Raw genomic sequence first — 16,719 nt, forward strand, 5'->3', positions numbered from 1 at the left:
CATGGCAAAGCCGCTCCCCGTCTCTCCGCTCGCTCGTCCGCTGCCGGACCTTGCAACGATTGCGGGCGTGCGGCTTTCCGCCGTCGCCGCGGGCATCCGCTATCAGGGTCGTACGGACCTGATGCTGGCGGAATTCGTCCCCGGCACGGTCGCGGCAGGCGTCTACACCAAAAACGCCTGCCCCGGCGCCCCGGTGCTCTGGTGCCGGACCGCGCTGACAACCCCCTATGCCCGCGCCCTGCTCGTCAATGCAGGCAACGCGAACGTCTTTACCGGTCGCGCCGGAATTCAGGCCTGCGCAGATTGCGCTGACGCCACCGCACGGCTTCTGGACTGCCCCCCGCAGGACGTCTTTCTCGCGTCCACGGGCGTGATCGGCGAAAAACTCCCCCAGGACCGCATCATCGGGGCCCTCCCCGCCGCCAAGGCTGGGCTGGACGAAAACGGCTGGGCCGATGCCGCCCGCGCCATCATGACGACGGACACATTCCCCAAGGCCGCACGCCGTGACGTGACGATTGCCGGAACGTCCGTCCGCATTCAGGGCATCGCCAAGGGTTCGGGGATGGTGGCTCCCGACATGGCCACGATGCTGGCCTATGTCGCAACCGACGCGAAACTGCCGCAGAACATCCTTCAGTCCCTGCTGGCCTCGGGCTGTTCCCAGAGTTTCAACGCCATCACCGTCGATTCGGACACGTCCACATCGGACATGCTGATGCTGTTCGCCACCGGACTGGCTGACAATCCCGAGATCGACGACATCAACGACCCCGCTCTCGCCGAGTTTACCCTTGCGCTGAACGACCTCCTGCTGGAGCTCGCGCTCATGGTGGTCCGCGACGGCGAAGGGGCAACAAAGCTCGTCCGCATCGGCGTCACGGGCGCTGAAAGCAACCTTTCCGCCCACCGTATCGCGCTCTGCATCGCCAATTCCCCCCTCGTAAAAACCGCCATCGCGGGCGAGGACGCCAACTGGGGCCGTGTGGTCATGGCCGTTGGAAAAAGCGGCGAACCAGCAGATCGCGACCGGCTTTCCGTCGCCATCGGTGGCACGTGGATCGCCAGAGAAGGTGGCGTCGTCGAGAATTATGACGAAGCCCCGGTGGTTGCCCACATGAAGGGTCAGGAAATCGAAATCGTCGTCGATCTCGGCCTCGGTGACGGCGAGGCCCGTGTCTGGACCTGCGATCTGACGCATGGCTACATCGACATCAATGGCTCCTACCGCAGCTAAACGCATCCAACACGTCAGCGAGAGCGGGGCTTGTGCGTCCCCGCCTCTGTCGATAGCAAAATCTGTTGTTGATACACTTCAGGCGCTCGCAAAACCGGGTGCCGTTTCGCACCTGATATAAGGAAAATGTCCATGTCTGCTGCAGCTCGCGTGCTTGTTCTTGGCGGTGGCGTCGGTGGGCTTGAAGCCGCTGCGGCTCTGGGCCGTCACCAGAATATTTCCCTGACACTCGTTGATCGCAGCCCCATCCATTACTGGAAACCGGCCCTTCACGAATTCGCTGCAGGTACCATGCAGCATCAGGGCAACTGCATCCCCTTTACTGAAACAGCAGCCAAATTCGGCTTCACCTTCGTCCAGGGCAGCCCCACGACGTTCAACCGCGACAGTAAGACAGTCTCGCTCGATACCGGCGCCACGCTGCCCTACGACTATCTGGTGGTGGCCCTCGGCTCGCGCGCGAATGATTTCGGCATTCCCGGCATTGTCGATCACTGCATGTTCATTGACAGCCTGAACGATGCCGATGCCCTGTTCGCAACCTTCCGCGAAGCGGTCCAGAAGGCCCGGGCGGCTGGCGAAAAGCTCTCCGTCGGCATTGTCGGCGGAGGTGCAACGGGCGTCCAGCTCATTGCCGAGCTGTGCAAGTCCATTGACGACGCCCGCGGTCTGGGTCCTGCCGTTCGCAAATCCCTGCTGAACGCCGTGCTGATCGAAACCGGACCACGCATCCTTCCGGCCTTCCCTGAAGCCGTCTCCTCGGCCGCCGCACGCCAGCTCGAAAAGCTCGGGATTTCCGTGCGAACCGAAGCCATGGTCGTCGGTGCGGACGAAACGGGTTTCAGCCTCAAATCCGGCGAACATATCCCCGCCAGCCTCCGCGTCTGGGCAGCTGGCGTCCGTGCTTCGGATGCCACGAACCTTCTCGAAGGTCTGGAACGCGGTCGCTCAGGCCAGCTTGGCGTCACCACGACGCTTCAGACCACGCAGGACCCGTCCGTCTTCGCGATCGGTGACTGCTCCCGCATCGACGCCGCGCCGATTGCCCCCACGGCACAGGCCGCACGCCAGCAGGGTCAGTATATCGGACGCGCCCTGCCGGACATCATCGCCGGCAAGACCCCCGCCCCGTTCGCTTATAACGATCGTGGCGCTGTCGTAGCCCTCGGGGACTATAACGGCTGGGGTATGCTGGACGCCAAGCGCAGTTTCGGGGGCGGTCTGCTCTCGGGTCTGGCCGCGCGCCTGATCCATGAAGGCCTGTACCGTCAGCATCTCGCGGGCATTCTGGGCGTCACACCGACGGCCTGCAGCACGCTCCGCGAGCATCTTTCTCCGGTCAAACCTGATCTGGGGAGCTGAAAACCCTTTTCAGAACCCTGTCAAAGGGGGAATGTGGAACGTAGTGTCCCCAGACCCTGCGTCCCCTGTTCCGAGGATTCATGAGCCCCACCGATCTCTCCCCGCCCTTTGACAGGGTTCTGACCGGCATCGAAGACACCCTGCTGGAAAAAGGGTTCGCCTTCCTTCAGGCCCAGACCACACGCCCGCTGCTCGAACATGAAGGCCTGACCGACTGGCAGGGCTTCGCCGAGAGCTGGAACCATCTGGGCCTTGACCGTTACATGGCGGACGGCGGCCGTTACCGCCGTCGCCGCTATGCGACCTTCGCCGTCTCGGGCGAGACCATCACACGCAAAAAACACCAGCCCCATTACCAGAGCCGGGACTACAACCTGCTCAATGGCGGCGTTGAACGCTGGTTTCCGGCCGTGGCGGATTCGACGGCATCCCATCCCGCCATGACAGCCGCAATCCGCACCATCAGCACGATCGCGGATGCCCTGACGCCACCTACTGAAAAGCCCCCGTCCTGGCATGTCGAGGTGCATCAGTTCCGCATTGAGGCCCGTCCCGGCAATGAAGGACGCCCCACACCTGAGGGCCTGCACCGCGACGGTGTGGACTGGGTTCTGGTCCTCATGGTTGCCCGTCACAACGTGGAACAGGGCGTCACCACCATCCACGACATGCGAAAGGAACCGCTGGGGTCCTTTACCCTCATCAATCCGCTCGATGCCGCCATCGTGGACGATCACCGCGTCTATCACGGCGTTACAGCGGTGCAGCCTGTCGATCCATCTCAGCCGGCTTATCGGGACGTGCTCGTGGTCACGCTGCGTCATGAATGACATCAGAACCTTCACAGATGCCCGTTTTCAATTTCGTGTTATGATAGGTCTTATGTCGATCCAGCAGATTCTTTCCCGCCGCGCGGCAGTTCTGGCCCTGTCCGTCATGCTCCCCGCAGCGTTGTCCTGTGCGGATGCCGCCACCGGCAAAAACCATCACCATACGCGTCACGCCGCGCAGCCTGCCAATGCCGGTGCAGCCCCCGTCATCCTCACGGCGCATCCGGGAACGAAGCTGGATGAAGACGCCCGCAAACTGAACGAGGACGACCTGCAGGACGCGGCCAAGCATCACGATCAGCCGGTTGTGCTCGTCGGTTCCGCATCGCTCTCGTCCGGCAAGAATGACGAAGCCCTGTTCGTACAGCTCCAGTCCGCCCGCCTCTGCGGCTCCGCAGGCTGCACCACCTCGGTCTATCTGAAGCACAACGATACTTGGAACACGGTTCTGGACTCGGTGAACGGCGATATTTCCGTCCTGCCCACACGCCATAAAGGCATGCACGACCTTCTGGTCAGCCCGAACGATCACTGGATCTGGAACGGCAAGGAATATCAGGACACGCTCAGCGCCCCGCCGATGCCCAAATAACTGCTGTTTTTTCTGGAAGGTCTGGAGCGGGCGAGGGGAATCGAACCCCCGTATGCAGCTTGGGAAGCTGCCGTTCTACCATTGAACTACGCCCGCACTCGGCGTTGAGCATAGCTGCTCCGCCTTTCTTCCGCAATCCACCCCACCCGAACTTCAGGGTGTTGACGCAAAACCGAAATACAGCCCATAGTCCGGCTGTCAGAAGCGCTCCGACGTAGCTGACCCTCGTGATTTGAGCGGCCGGCTTGCGGCGAGGTTAAAGAATTGCGCTAAAGAGGCCCTGCGTCGTTATCGAACGATTCCCAGGACTTCCACGGCCCGCCACATGCGTCCTGTTCAGCAGGGCGTTTTATGGAGGGACACATCATGTCTACAGAAAACTGGCGCACCGCCACGCGCCTCCTGCACGAAGCCCCGAACCGCACAGAATTCGGCGAGACCTCGGAAGCGCTCTTCCTGACCTCCGGCTTCGTCTATGACAGTGCTGAACAGGCCGCCGCAACCTTCACGGGCGACGTCCAGCATTTCCAGTATTCCCGCTTCGGCAACCCAACCGTCGATACACTTCAGGAGCGCCTCGCACTCCTCGAGGGTGCTGAAGCCTGCGTTGCCACCGCAACCGGCATGGGCGCCGTCTCCTCGGCTATCCTGTCGCATGTAAAAGCCGGAGACCGCGTCGTGGCCTCCCGCGCCATTTTCGGCTCCTGCTACTGGATCGTCACCAACCTCCTGCCCCGCTACGGCATCGAGACCGAACTGGTGGATGGCACGGATTACGACGCCTGGGAGCGCGCTCTTTCCAAGCCGACGGCTGCGGTTCTGATCGAAAGCCCGTCCAACCCGATGCTCGACGTCCTCGACATCGCCCGCGTGGCCGAGCTGACGCACAAGGCTGGCGGCCTGCTGATCGTGGACAACGTGTTCGCAACACCGCTTGGACAATCCCCGCTCAAGCTGGGCGCCGATGTGATCGTCTATTCCTGTACGAAACATATCGACGGTCAGGGCCGTGTTCTTGGCGGCGCAGTGCTCGGGTCCAGCGCATGGATCAACGAGACGCTTCAGCCCTACACCCGCAATACCGGCAATGCCCTCTCGCCGTTCAACGCCTGGGTTCTGCTCAAGGGTCTGGAAACGCTCCAGCTCCGGACGGACGCCATGGCCCGCAATGCCGCTGCCGTCGCCGATGCGCTGGCCGAACTGCCGGGTGTTGTTCAGGTCCGCTACCCGGGTCGCGCCGACCATCCGCAGCATGAACTTGCCGCAAAACAAATGAGTAATGGTGGCTCCATGGTGGCGTTCGTGGTGGACAAAGGCCGTGAAGGCGCATTCGCCTTCATGAATGCCTTCAAGGTCATCGCGATTTCCAACAATCTTGGCGACGCCCGCAGCCTTGCAACGCATCCCGCCACGACGACCCATATGCGCGTCAGCGAAGACGAACGCGCGCGCCTGGGCATCACGGACGGAGCCATTCGCCTCTCCGTCGGCCTCGAAGATCCTGCAGACCTGATCGACGATCTGAAGCGCGGTGCCGCAGCAGTTGCGGCCCTTGCATAAGTTTTCCTGACAAAAGGGCGGGATGGCTTTACAATGGCATTATGCCTGACAAGTCATCCCACCCCCTTCTCCATGCCGACCCCGAAACGGCACTCGCCGAAGCCATGGAAACTGCACCATGCTTCAGCAAAACCACGGACGACGTGACAGTCACGGTCCGGACCTTCTGGCTGGACGACCAGTCCCATCCTGAAGACCACCAGTACGCCTGGGCCTATCACATCAGCATCGAGAACGAGCGGAAAGACACCTTCCAGCTCCTGTCCCGGAGTTGGGAAATCGTGGATGGACTGGGCCGCAAGGAGCATGTCCATGGCGATGGCGTCGTCGGCGAACAGCCGGTGATCGCCCCGCAGGAACAGTTCGACTACACGTCCGGCGCAATGCTGACCACGCCCTCGGGATTCATGCACGGCACCTATCATATGCTGGAGCCGCGTTCGGGCCATCGCTTCGACGTCAGCATCCCCGTGTTCAGCCTCGACAGCCCCCACGACAGCACGCTGATCCACTGACAGGCCGTGCCGGGAACCTGCGCAGAACGGCGCGGACAGCAGCGCGACCTTGACGTCCCTGCCGTCCCGGCCCATTCCTCCCCCATGCGTATCGCTGCCCTTCTTCTCGCTGCCGGTCGTGGCCGGCGCTTCGATGCGTCCTCGCCGAACGGGGACAATTCTTCCAAGCAGTTTCGGATGCTGCGGGGCAAACCCGTCATCCGCAGAGCCGCCGAAGCCCTCCTGCCGCATGTGGACGTGCTCCTGCCGGTTGGGGACGATCCCCTGCTGGCCGACAGCCTGAAAGGGCTGGACGTGTTGCCGCCCGTCAGTGGTGGCGCGGAACGCCATGACAGCGTGCGCAACGGCCTCGAAACCCTTGCTGCCCTCCCCGAGCCGCCCGATCTGGTGCTGGTTCATGACGGCGCCCGCCCCTGCGTCCCGGCAGACGTCGTACAAAACGTCATCAACGCGCTGAAAACCCATGAGGGCGTGATCCCGGCCGTCGCCGTCATCGACACGATCAAGAAGGCCACCGACGGCATCATCGTCGACACCGTCCCGCGGGACGGACTGTGGCGTGCCCAGACCCCGCAGGGCTTCCGCTTCGGCACCCTGCTCGAACTTCACCGTACCCTGCGCGATGCCCGCACCGACGACGCCGCCCTGCTCGAACAGGCAGGCCATCCGGTGGCGATCGTTCAGGGGTCGGAAGACAATATCAAATTGACTGTTGCGGAGGACCTGATGCGTCTTGAAGGTGTGATTGACCGGAACCTGCTGCCCCGCGTCGGACTGGGCTATGACGTCCATGCCTTCGAGGAAGGCCGCAAGCTGATCCTGTGTGGTATCGAGGTGCCCCATACGAAGGGCCTCGCCGGGCATTCCGACGCCGATGTCGGCATCCACACGCTGTGCGATGCCATTTACGGCGCACTGGCTGAAGGCGATATCGGCCGCCATTTCCCGCCTTCCGACAATGAATGGAAGGACATGGACTCGGCACGCTTCCTAATCCACGCTGGCGAACGCATCCGCGAGCGCGGCGGATTCCTCGTGAACGCCGACATCACGCTAATCTGCGAACGCCCCAAGATCGGCCCCCATGCCGAAGCCATGCGTCAGCGCCTTGCCGATCTGCTGAAGGTCAGCGTCAGCCGCATCTCGGTCAAAGCCACGACCTCCGAGCGCCTGGGCTTTACGGGCCGTGAAGAAGGGATTGCCGCCACCGCGACCGTCAGCATCATGGTCCCGGATAACGGAGAAGCCTGACCGGCAGTTCCGGTTACGAAAAAGCCCGGCCTTCCTCACGGAAACCGGGCTTTTTTATTGCCTGAATAACCGGAAAATCAGCCGTGAATGGCGCACACCACTACGATCAGCGGTGTCGCAGCCAGAAAAAGCCAAGCTCCTATGGAGCAGGTTTTCACGATACGGGTACCCATGTGACGCAGCAGGGGCTTACGAACGGATACAGACATAATTTCCTCGACTCTGACAGTATTCGACAGAACCGGAAATAGCGCCCGGGCCCTGGCGGGGGCGAGTCACCAATCATCTCGTTCTGTCACATGGCAAGGCCTTCAATGATCCCCGAATATGGCAAGATCATGCCCCATTCAGGGCATTTTCCTCTCAGATCGAAACCTTGCGCCCCAGTGTCAGGAACAGTCCCGCATCGAGAATATCTTTCTCGCGATTTTCCATCGTGCGGACGAGTTCCTCATCCTGCCCCCATGTCGCAAGCTGGGACTTTTCGTCGTGATTAGCCCAGAAAACCGTATCCACGAGGCTGACAGCCCCTCCCACGACCGCAAGCGACAGAAGCAGGCTGCCCGTCGCCTGTGCCAGAACGCCCAGAACCGCAAGTTCCAGATCGTCCCGCCCTGCCAGCAGCTGGGCCAAAGCGTCCAGATATCCCTCCTGCTGTACGACCGGCATGAGACCATCGGTTACACTCGGGTGGATCCCGTAACCCGAAAGCCAGGCAAAAACCTGCTTCGCAACTGGCCCGATCCCGTCTTCGCAATAACAGAGTCCGTCATCCACCCCGAGTCCGAGGAGCATGTCCCGTGCTGCCCGCGGCTCCGGCGCGATCCTCTCGATCATCGTCCCGGCGATCCGGGTCAGGGGCAGCGCATCAGGCGTGAAGGACGCATTTTCCGCAATCCCTCCCCACTCCCCGGCAATAGCCTCGGCCAGAGCAGACGACCGGACGGCCAGAACCCGTCCCTGCGGCAGACGGATCGGCCGTCCATCCAGACGCGGTTCGAACAGGCCGTTCTCGGATACTACCGAAACCGCTTTCCAGAAACGCTTGTGCCCGCTCAATGCAGAACTCCCAGAGCGCGCAGGATGTCCCCGGCTTTCGAATGATGGACCTTGACCGCCTCGGGGGCCGGACCCGGCTGTCCCTCACGCGCAGCAGCGAGGGGCGCCGTGCATGGATCGGCAGCATTGCCATCCCCGCCGATCGTTACATGGAAATTGCCGCCCGCATCCCGGTCCTGCGCGACATGCGGCGCCTCCAGCGTGCCCGTCAGAACCACGGGTGTGGACGCCCCCGCGCCTTCAAAATCCACCACCGGCAGAAGGCGCAGATCCAGAACCTGCGTCCCAAGACCGACCGTCCCACTCCCGGAGACAGAAAAGCGCCCGGACTGGAGCCCCAGCGTGTCGATATGCGCCATATCGTTTGCAATACTCATATGCAGCCCCAGACAGCGCAGCGACCAATCCCCTTTCCCAAGGACCACACTGGCCGCAGACCCTGCCATCTGCCCGAGCAGCGCGCTCTGCACCTGACCGTCCACCATCGAGAGGCCCAGATGTCCCTCCAGCGACTGCCGCATTTCGTCAGCGCTGTTGCCCCGGGCCGAGAGATACCCCACGACCTGCACAGGCCCCTGAAGCAGAAGCGGCATTCCAAGCCGCGTCTCCAGCAGACCGGCCGGCAGAATAAGCGGCTGGAACGTCACGTTCCCCGTAACCGGAAGCGCACCGGCATCCAGCTCCGCCATCCCTGAAAGCGTCAGCCCCTGCGCCTGCCCGGAAATCGGGTCCAGACGCAGATGGCCGCCCGAAAGCGTCAGGCGCGTCGCCAGACCGGTATACTCCCGCCCCGCAAACACGACGTGATCAGCCGCCAGACGCAGGTTCAGATCCTGCGCCCGCAGACGCCTGACCCAGACTGGCGTGGGATCCGGAGCGCTCTGGATCCCGGCGGACGGATGTTCCTCCGCCTGGGCCGGAACGCTCTTCACGTCCTGCGACGGGCTTTCCGTCGCATTCGGAGCGGCCGCAACCGGCGCAGCAGCAGCTTTGGGGGCCGGCTCAAGCCAGAGCCCCTTGAGCACGTCCAGATCCATGTTCGCGGCATGAATGTTTCCGCTCACGACCGGCGGCACGCCCTGCCCCAGAACCACCTTCAGAGCCCCATCCACAGACAGTTCCTGACTGCCGAATGTCAGGCCATCAAGCGAAAGGCTTTCGCGGTCATGTGTCTCCAGCGTGCCATGCAGGCTCACATCATGCAGGAGCGCACCCGGCAGATGGAGTGTTTTGCCGCTCCCTTCCGCCACCAGATGCCCACTCTCCGCACCAACCGTTCCCGAAACGGCGACACGGGCCTTGTCCTGCGCATTGAGGGATGGCGCACCGGAGAGGAGCGTGGTCTGGCTGCGCAGTTCCGCCGTCAGCGGCACCGCAGTCTGCAGGCCATTCCGCCAGGCCGTAAGCGCCTGCTGCATCGTTCCGGCCCCGGCTTCCACATGCCACCCCGTATCGCGCCACTGCGTATCCGCCGTGACCGTCAGCGCCGCATCCGGAGCCGCAGCATCAAGATGGAGATTCTGGACCGCACCCTGTCTCAGCCCGACAGAACCGGCATGCAGATGAACGCGCGTGGGCGTCATCGTCTCCACAAGCCGGTGCAGCAGCGCGCTCCCGTCCAGACCGGCCAGCGAACCGGGGCTGCCCTGAAGCGCGACATCTCCGCCCAGAGACGGAACATTCGGCAGGTTGGCATGCGGGAACAGACGATGCGCGTCCTGAAGGTTGGGCCACTCGCCCTGGACCGTCAGCAGCACGTTTTCCATCCGGGACGGATTGCCGATCCGCCCGTCCAGATTGAGCCAGTCCCGCCTGTCGCCCTCACCCAGCGTCGTGCCGACGCTGAACGCCCAAGGCTGTACATTCCCCGGCTGGGTACCCCGCAGCTGCGACAGATTGCCGATATGCCCCTTGAGCGTGAACGGCGTCCCGGCATGATGTCCCTGAAGGCTGATCCACGGACTGGGGCTGCGCAGCCCCGCCAGATCCAGCACATCCAGACCGAACGATCCGCTGGTGCGGGTCAGACGATCATTCCAGAGAACAGCGGTCTGCGTGACATGCAGCCCATCAAGCGACAGGTCCCAGTGCGCATGAATCCGCTGGCCGCTCCGTGTCTTCACCGGCAGGGAGGCATCCTCGTCCTCACGATCCGGCGTCAGAGACCAGTTGGCCTGTCCATCCGAACCGCGCACCAGATTGACCGTCGCCTTCTCGATCACAACGTCCTGAAACCGCACCTCACGGTGTAGCAGGGCGAAAATGGCAATCCCCGCATGGATCGTATGAGCCTTGAGAACCGGCGTCTGTCCATCGCGCGTCAGAACGACATCGGAGGCCTCGAAGGCCGGCCAGGGCAGAAGCTGCACCGACGAATGACGGACCTGCATCGAAAGCCCGGTCTGGTGCCGGAGCGCCACGGCCACACGCTCGCGGAGCGCATCCTGATCAATCAGGACATGGGTGGCCACGCTCACACCGACAAAAGCAACGATGACGGCAATCAGACCGCCGGTGAGCTTCTTCATTTCGCAGGCCCCCGGCCCTTGCTGCTGCTCCCGCTGCCCCGAACGCGCTTGGGCGCGGGCGTTTCACCCGGCACGAAGCCCAGCGTCCGGAACGTCTCGCGCATATGCGGCGGCAGAGGGGCCGTCACGATCAGGCGCCCACCGGCAGGATGGGGAATATCAAGCTGGCGCGCATGCAGATGCAGCCGGTCGATAAACCCTTCCGGATGCGCGGCCTTCCCGCCATAGCGCGGATCGCCAAGGATCGGTGTGCCGATGGATTCGGTATGCACACGAAGCTGATGCGTCCGCCCGGTCAGCGGAGACAGCTTCAGCCAGCTCAGCTTCTTTCCGGCCGCGTCCAGCGTCGCATAGTCCGTCTTGGCCGACGCCGCGTCTTCCTCATCGCGTGAGGCCGCGATCACCAGAGCCGCGCCACCCGCACCGATCTTGGCCAGAGGCTGGTCGATGATGCCGGATTCCGGCGAAGGCCGCCCGACAACCACAGCCCAGTACGTCTTCTCCACATCGCGACCGCGGAACGCCGCCGCAAGCTTCGCCGCCACACCTGGCGTGCGCGCAATTAGCAGGATGCCGGACGTATCACGGTCGATGCGGTGCACCAGACGCGGACGATCCCCGCCCTCGGGCCGCAGGCCGTCCAGCATCATGTCCACGTGCTTCGTAATGCCCGGACCGCCCTGCGTCGCAAGACCGGACGGCTTGTCGAGAACCAGCAGATGCTCGTCCTCGTAAATCACCATCTTGCGGATCTCGCGCTCCAGCATCGGGTCCGGTGGGGGCAGCGGAGCGGGCTTGTCCACATCCGGCAGCGGCGGGATGCGAACGCTCTGTCCGGGGATCAGGCGCGTATTGGTCTGAACACGGCCTCCCTCCACGCGGATCTGTCCCTTGCGGCACAGCTTCTGGAGCGCGCCCTGCGTCAGATTGGGGTAGTGACGTCTGAACCAGCGGTCGAGGCGAATATCGGCCTCATCCTCGGTCACGATGCGGTTGGTAACTGTCATGGTTCGCGGGATGCCCTCTTGGCGGCCCGCATGTCCAGAAGTTTTCTGATACGCCCCTCATGTCCGCGGTCCGTGGGATGATAAAGGGACGCTCTGGGCATCCCTTCCGGAAAGTAGTTCTGACCCGAAAATGCGTCCTCGCTGTCGTGGTCGTATTCATAGCCCTTGCCGTACCCGATATCCTTCATCAGGGACGTCGGCGCATTCAGAATATGCGACGGCGGCATCAGACTACCGGTATCACGCGCCAGAGCCCGGGCCGCTTTATAAGCCGCATAGACCGCATTGGATTTCGGCGCTGTCGCCAGATGCACAACGACCTGCGCCAGCGCCAGCTCCCCTTCCGGAGAGCCCAGCCGCTCATAGGTCTGCCATCCCGCCACGGCCATCGGCAGCGCGGAGGGATCGGCCTGCCCCACATCCTCGGCCGCGAACCGCGTCAGACGCCGGGCGATGTAGCGCGGGTCCTCCCCGCCCTCCAGCATCCGCGCAAACCAGTACAGAGCCGCATCCGGATCACTGCCCCGCAGCGATTTGTGCAGGGCGGAAATGAGGTTGTAGTGCTCTTCCCGGTCCCGGTCATAGAGGATCGCCCGGCGGGACAGGATCGCTGCCAGATCACGCGGCGTCAGCACTTTTGATGGATCAAGCGCCACAAGCTGCTCGACCATGTTCAGCAGATAACGCCCGTCTCCATCCGCCATGGCGCGCAGACTGGCCCTCGCTTCGGGATCGAGCGGCAGCGGACGGCCGACTTCCTCTTCCGCATGTTCCAGCAGACTTTCAAGGCTCGCATCATCCAGCCGGTTCAGCACCAGAACCTGACACCGCGAGAGCAGCGCCGCATTCAGCGCAAAGGACGGATTTTCGGTGGTCGCTCCCACCAGAACCACCGTTCCGCGCTCCACATAGGGCAGAAACCCGTCCTGCTGTGCGCGATTGAAGCGATGGATCTCGTCCACGAACAGCAGCGTGCCCTTGCCGGTCGCCGCCTGTTTCTGATCCGCTTCCTCAAACGCCCGGCGCAGATCCGCCACGCCCGAAAAGACCGCCGAAATCTGGGAATAAAACAGCCCGGCCCGTCCTGCGAGCAGCCGCGCGATCGTCGTCTTGCCACATCCCGGACCGCCCCACAGGATCAGGCTGGACAGCGTCCCGCGCGCCAGCATCCGCGTTAACGTGCCCTCAGGCCCGAGCAGATGATCCTGCCCCCGCACGTCTTCCAGCCGCTTCGGCCGAAGACGATCCGCCAGAGGCTGCGTGCGCGAGGGCGGACGGCGCTGCACCTGCGGCGCTTCGACCGAACGCTCTCGCCGCGCAGGCTCCGGAGCATGGCTGGACGGACGCTTCCCCCCGGGAGCGCCGCCGAAAAGATCTGTCATGTCCGTCACTGGCGTCCCCCGCTCCGCGAATGTCCTTCGAATTCTTCCTCAGATATGGGACGTCCGGCCCGTCAGGATAATCCCTGACCGCTCTCTTAATGCAGAATACGCCGCAGAACGCCCGGCAACAGCATCGACAGCGGATTGACCGACAGATCGGGTTTTTCAACCGTTCCATGCAGCTCAAACGTCGCCGCAAGCAGTCCGCCGCCCTTTTCGGGGGCCATCAGATGCCCCAGAACCGGCAGCTTTCCCGGAAGCGCATTCAGCCCGAAAACCGGCACGATCGTCCCGTTGAGGTTCAGTCCGGACGTCTTCAGATCAATCGGCCCTTCCATCGTGGCGCCCAGCGCCTGATTGCCAATCACCCCGTCATGCAGCACCAGCATGTTCCCCGCCAGACTGAGCCGCGTGGAGAGGTGGCTGATCTCGAAGCGGTCCAGATGATTGGTCAGCCAGTGCAGCGGTGAGAGGTCGGAGACTGCCGTCAGCGTCAGCGGCGGCCTCAGGAACTCCGACGGTCCCATGTCCACATGCCCCCGGAACGGCGGCAGGCCTCCCCACAGACCCGCCGACTTCGCACTCCGCCCTTCCGGAACCTTCCGCACGCTGGTTTCGTCCGGCGTAAAAACCCCTTCCAGATGCGTCTTCCCGCCCTGGATACGATCATACAGCCCCAGATTTTTCAGCAGCAGGCCCAGATTGTCGATATCCAGCACGAACGGATGCTCACGCCCCGTATCGTCCAGAACCGCCCGCACCCGGGTCGGCGCATCCAGCGCAAACCGCCCCGATGTCAGATGTCCGTTGCGCAGTTCGATCTGCGAGACGACACCCCCCACCTGCGCCTTCGGACCATAATAGACATGCGGCGCGTTCAGCGCGATGGACCAGCTGTCGCCCATGGACGCGCTTTTCCCGCCCGGTCCGCCCTGCGATCCGGTATCCGCCACCGCTGGATGCGGCGCGAACATCGGCGCCAGATCCAGCGGATCGGCATCGACCGTCACGCCGACCGGCTGTTCCGCACTCTGCGGCAGGGCAATGCGTGCATCTCCCTGCGTCCGCCCGATACGGAAACCTTCCAGCACGATCCCGGTCAGCTTGCCTGCACGTGTGACGCCCCTGCCCGCCACGGAAAGATCAGTCCCGTGCGCCTGCAAGCCGTCCAGAGCCGACATTTTCCCGTTCTGAAACGCGATATGCACCATGGCCGTCGCAGGCTCACCCAGCGGCTTGGCCCAGATCGGCACGCTCAGAGCGGCCTGGGCCATGTCCAGCGACAGTTTCAGATCAGACGCCTCGTTGGCCTGCTGCACGAAATGCGCATTCAGGACCGCATGGCCATCAAACAGCCCCACCGGCGCGATCCGCGCCTTGGCCACAGACTGTGGGTCCAGAACCGAGCGCGCATCAATCGTCTGCAACACGCGCGACGGCGCCCCGCCCCGGAAATTCTCGTGCAGGACGACATGCGTGGGAATCCCCGCAAGCTGGCCGTCTCCCGTGAGGTCCAGCGCGTCCTCGGTGGCGGACATCCTGCCCGCAGTGCCATCCACCGCACGCCCCATCAGGACATTACCCAGATGCACGCCCGAGAACGCAGCCTGCGTCCAGACATGCAGCGCCCCGTCCGGAATATGCGCCACAAGCGGCAGCGTCATGCGGACATGCGCGTCCACCATGCCCGCGGGCTGTGTGAACGGCAGCGGATGCCGCGACAGCAGATGCAGCCTCGGATGCGCCAGAGCGGACATGAACGCCGCCAGAGACCCCGTCAGATGCGTGGAAATATCGCCCGTCTGGTCCTTGGCGTAGAGCTTGCCAATCCGAATTTCCCCCTCGGGCAGCAGCACGTTCTGCTTCACATCTGTGGGCTGGACACCATGGCTCAGATCAATAACGAGCGTTTCCGGACCATCAAAATGCAGGGACGCATCAAGCCCTGTGGCCGGAGGAACAGGACGCAGCCAGTGGACTGTCAGGCCATGTCCCGTCAGCTTTCCCTCGACGGAAGTCGGCAGGATCCTGTCCAGGCCATGATCGCTGTGCAGATGGGCTTTGACGTGAAGATCCCGCCCGTTCCCATCCGTAATGTTCTTTGAAACCCAGCGGCGGCCACCCTTGACGATCGTTGCGGGCCAGATGGACCCCAGCGTTGCAAAACGGATCGTATCCAGCCCGGCCTCCGCGTCGCCATCCAGAACGTTCGGCCTGAGCAGATTGTCCAGCCTGACACCGGCTGAAGCCTGCAGATGGGTCAGCTCACCGTTGGTATCCGCCACGTCCAGCGTTGCTGACGGCACGTCGAGCCGCGCGCCACCCTTCAGCCCCGGACGGTCCATCTGCAGATGCACACGCGCCTGTCCCGCATGAAGGTGGAGCGGATCGGCGGTTTTCTGAAAAACCTTCCCCTCCCCGAGAGACAGGTTCAGCGTCAGTTCCGACGGCAACGCATCCATGCCCTGCGGCACAAAGACCGCATCCGCCCCGATGGACACGGGAACGTGCCAGTCCGCAGCCACGGGGTTGAAAACCCCGAGCTGTGCCGGCTCAAAGGGCGTCGCCTCCAGATGCAGCACACCGTTATGCCCGACCTGGCGCGCCTGCGCCGTCAGGGTGGTGCGGAAACCGTCGAGCGCAATCGTGGTATGCCCGGACCCGACCCAGACGAAATCCCGTGAATGCGGCGCCACCCGGATCCGGCGCGCTTTCATGTCCACGTCTCCGATCACAGCGGTCCGGTCCTTTGGAAGCCCGGCAAAGGTGATGGACACATGATGGACATCTACGGCCCGCAGACGGTCGAGCCGTGTCGGCACGCCCCGGCCACCCCGTTTCTGCTCCGGCAGATCCATGTCCACATCGCCGTCTGGCAGACGGCGCAGGGCCAGAGTGGCGCCTTCAAGACGCAGGGTCCGAGGCGCAATCACGCCTTCAAAAAGCGCACTCAGCGAGAGAACAGCATCGGCCTCAGTCGCGCGTTCTGCCACCAGATTGTCAAACCGGGTGACTTTCAGTCCACGCGCCATCAGCACCAGCCCGGCCGGAACACCGCCCGCGCTCGGCTGCCACTGGATCCAGAGCCTGTCCCAGCTCAGGCGGCCAGCCGGATGTCCGGGACGTTTGCCCGCCGCAATCGAGACCGGCTCCACGAGATGAGAGACGCGCGTGATATCCACGGGGCCATGGGCCAGTTTCCACAGGAACACGCTGCCTGTCGCAGCCGCGAGCGCGACCGGCGTCACGCAGATCAGCGCGGCCCAGCGCGCCACATGCCAGTGTCGCGGCATATGCGGCCCCGGGCAGAACGGATGCAGACGCCTGCGAGGAGGAAGCGGGAAGTCGTGGACGGCCATAGACGGTCATCGGCGCGTTTCCGGCCTGTCTCCCTCG

The 16,719-nt window shown here is 63.5% G+C and carries 13 protein-coding genes, 1 tRNA gene and 1 riboswitch; of the genes, 7 read left to right on the forward strand and 7 right to left on the reverse strand.

What is annotated here, in order from left to right; translation table 11 throughout:
* The first annotated feature begins 1 nt into the window (after position 1).
* The 4 genes from argJ to HK22_RS08810 all read left to right on the forward strand — a co-directional run bounded on the left by argJ (position 2) and on the right by HK22_RS08810 (position 4,021).
* Positions 2 to 1,237 carry a bifunctional glutamate N-acetyltransferase/amino-acid acetyltransferase ArgJ gene (gene argJ, locus HK22_RS08795; protein ID WP_086648991.1) on the forward strand — a complete coding sequence of 412 codons (1,236 nt, stop codon included), beginning with the start codon at positions 2 to 4 and terminating at the stop codon, positions 1,235 to 1,237.
* A 132-nt stretch (positions 1,238 to 1,369) separates the two neighbouring features.
* The gene (locus HK22_RS08800) at positions 1,370 to 2,599 is read left to right on the forward strand and encodes an NAD(P)/FAD-dependent oxidoreductase (RefSeq protein ID WP_086648992.1); all 1,230 of its coding nucleotides are present in this window, start codon (positions 1,370 to 1,372) and stop codon (positions 2,597 to 2,599) included.
* An 80-nt stretch (positions 2,600 to 2,679) separates the two neighbouring features.
* Positions 2,680 to 3,429, forward strand: coding sequence for a 2OG-Fe dioxygenase family protein (locus HK22_RS08805; protein WP_062030075.1), 750 nt, complete (start codon positions 2,680 to 2,682; stop codon positions 3,427 to 3,429).
* A 52-nt stretch (positions 3,430 to 3,481) separates the two neighbouring features.
* The gene (locus tag HK22_RS08810) at positions 3,482 to 4,021 is read left to right on the forward strand and encodes a hypothetical protein (protein WP_198945514.1); all 540 of its coding nucleotides are present in this window, start codon (positions 3,482 to 3,484) and stop codon (positions 4,019 to 4,021) included.
* 22 nt (positions 4,022 to 4,043) lie between these two features.
* Here the strand turns inward: HK22_RS08810 and HK22_RS08815 are convergent.
* Positions 4,044 to 4,117, reverse strand: a tRNA-Gly gene (locus HK22_RS08815).
* A gap of 118 nt (positions 4,118 to 4,235) precedes the next feature.
* Positions 4,236 to 4,315, forward strand: a riboswitch (SAM riboswitch).
* Between the two features lie 72 nt (positions 4,316 to 4,387).
* On the opposite strand from HK22_RS08815, the gene metZ reads away from it, so the two are divergent.
* The 3 genes from metZ (at position 4,388) to HK22_RS08830 (ending at position 7,347) form a co-directional block, all read left to right on the forward strand.
* A complete protein-coding gene (gene metZ, locus HK22_RS08820) occupies positions 4,388 to 5,581 on the forward strand; it encodes an O-succinylhomoserine sulfhydrylase (RefSeq protein ID WP_198945515.1) in 1,194 nt (397 codons plus the stop codon).
* A 41-nt stretch (positions 5,582 to 5,622) separates the two neighbouring features.
* Positions 5,623 to 6,096, forward strand: coding sequence for a Co2+/Mg2+ efflux protein ApaG (gene apaG, locus HK22_RS08825; protein WP_062030082.1), 474 nt, complete (start codon positions 5,623 to 5,625; stop codon positions 6,094 to 6,096).
* 84 nt (positions 6,097 to 6,180) lie between these two features.
* On the forward strand, positions 6,181 to 7,347 hold the full coding sequence (locus HK22_RS08830; RefSeq protein ID WP_086649116.1) for a bifunctional 2-C-methyl-D-erythritol 4-phosphate cytidylyltransferase/2-C-methyl-D-erythritol 2,4-cyclodiphosphate synthase: 1,167 nt from the start codon (positions 6,181 to 6,183) through the stop codon (positions 7,345 to 7,347).
* A gap of 77 nt (positions 7,348 to 7,424) precedes the next feature.
* Here HK22_RS08830 and HK22_RS15445 read toward each other — a convergent pair whose 3' ends face one another.
* The 6 genes from HK22_RS15445 to HK22_RS08855 all read right to left on the reverse strand — a co-directional run bounded on the left by HK22_RS15445 (position 7,425) and on the right by HK22_RS08855 (position 16,682).
* Complete coding sequence (locus HK22_RS15445) at positions 7,425 to 7,556, reverse strand: hypothetical protein (RefSeq protein ID WP_255308563.1); 132 nt, start codon at positions 7,554 to 7,556, stop codon at positions 7,425 to 7,427.
* A 154-nt stretch (positions 7,557 to 7,710) separates the two neighbouring features.
* Positions 7,711 to 8,406 carry an ATP12 family protein gene (locus HK22_RS08835; protein WP_086648995.1) on the reverse strand — a complete coding sequence of 232 codons (696 nt, stop codon included), beginning with the start codon at positions 8,404 to 8,406 and terminating at the stop codon, positions 7,711 to 7,713.
* Positions 8,403 to 10,934 (reverse strand): AsmA family protein, encoded by a 2,532-nt coding sequence (locus tag HK22_RS08840; RefSeq protein ID WP_086648996.1) that lies wholly within the window; start codon positions 10,932 to 10,934, stop codon positions 8,403 to 8,405. The genes HK22_RS08835 and HK22_RS08840 overlap by 4 nt, the downstream gene beginning before the upstream one ends.
* Positions 10,931 to 11,941, reverse strand: coding sequence for an RluA family pseudouridine synthase (locus tag HK22_RS08845; RefSeq protein WP_062030088.1), 1,011 nt, complete (start codon positions 11,939 to 11,941; stop codon positions 10,931 to 10,933). The genes HK22_RS08840 and HK22_RS08845 overlap by 4 nt, the downstream gene beginning before the upstream one ends.
* Complete coding sequence (locus tag HK22_RS08850) at positions 11,938 to 13,323, reverse strand: replication-associated recombination protein A (protein ID WP_198945516.1); 1,386 nt, start codon at positions 13,321 to 13,323, stop codon at positions 11,938 to 11,940. The genes HK22_RS08845 and HK22_RS08850 overlap by 4 nt, the downstream gene beginning before the upstream one ends.
* A 95-nt stretch (positions 13,324 to 13,418) precedes the next feature.
* Positions 13,419 to 16,682 (reverse strand): AsmA-like C-terminal region-containing protein, encoded by a 3,264-nt coding sequence (locus tag HK22_RS08855; RefSeq protein WP_086648998.1) that lies wholly within the window; start codon positions 16,680 to 16,682, stop codon positions 13,419 to 13,421.
* Between the last annotated feature and the right edge of the window lie 37 nt (positions 16,683 to 16,719).

The organism is Gluconobacter sp. DsW_056 (assembly GCF_002153595.1).
GTDB classification, from domain to species: domain Bacteria; phylum Pseudomonadota; class Alphaproteobacteria; order Acetobacterales; family Acetobacteraceae; genus Gluconobacter; species Gluconobacter albidus.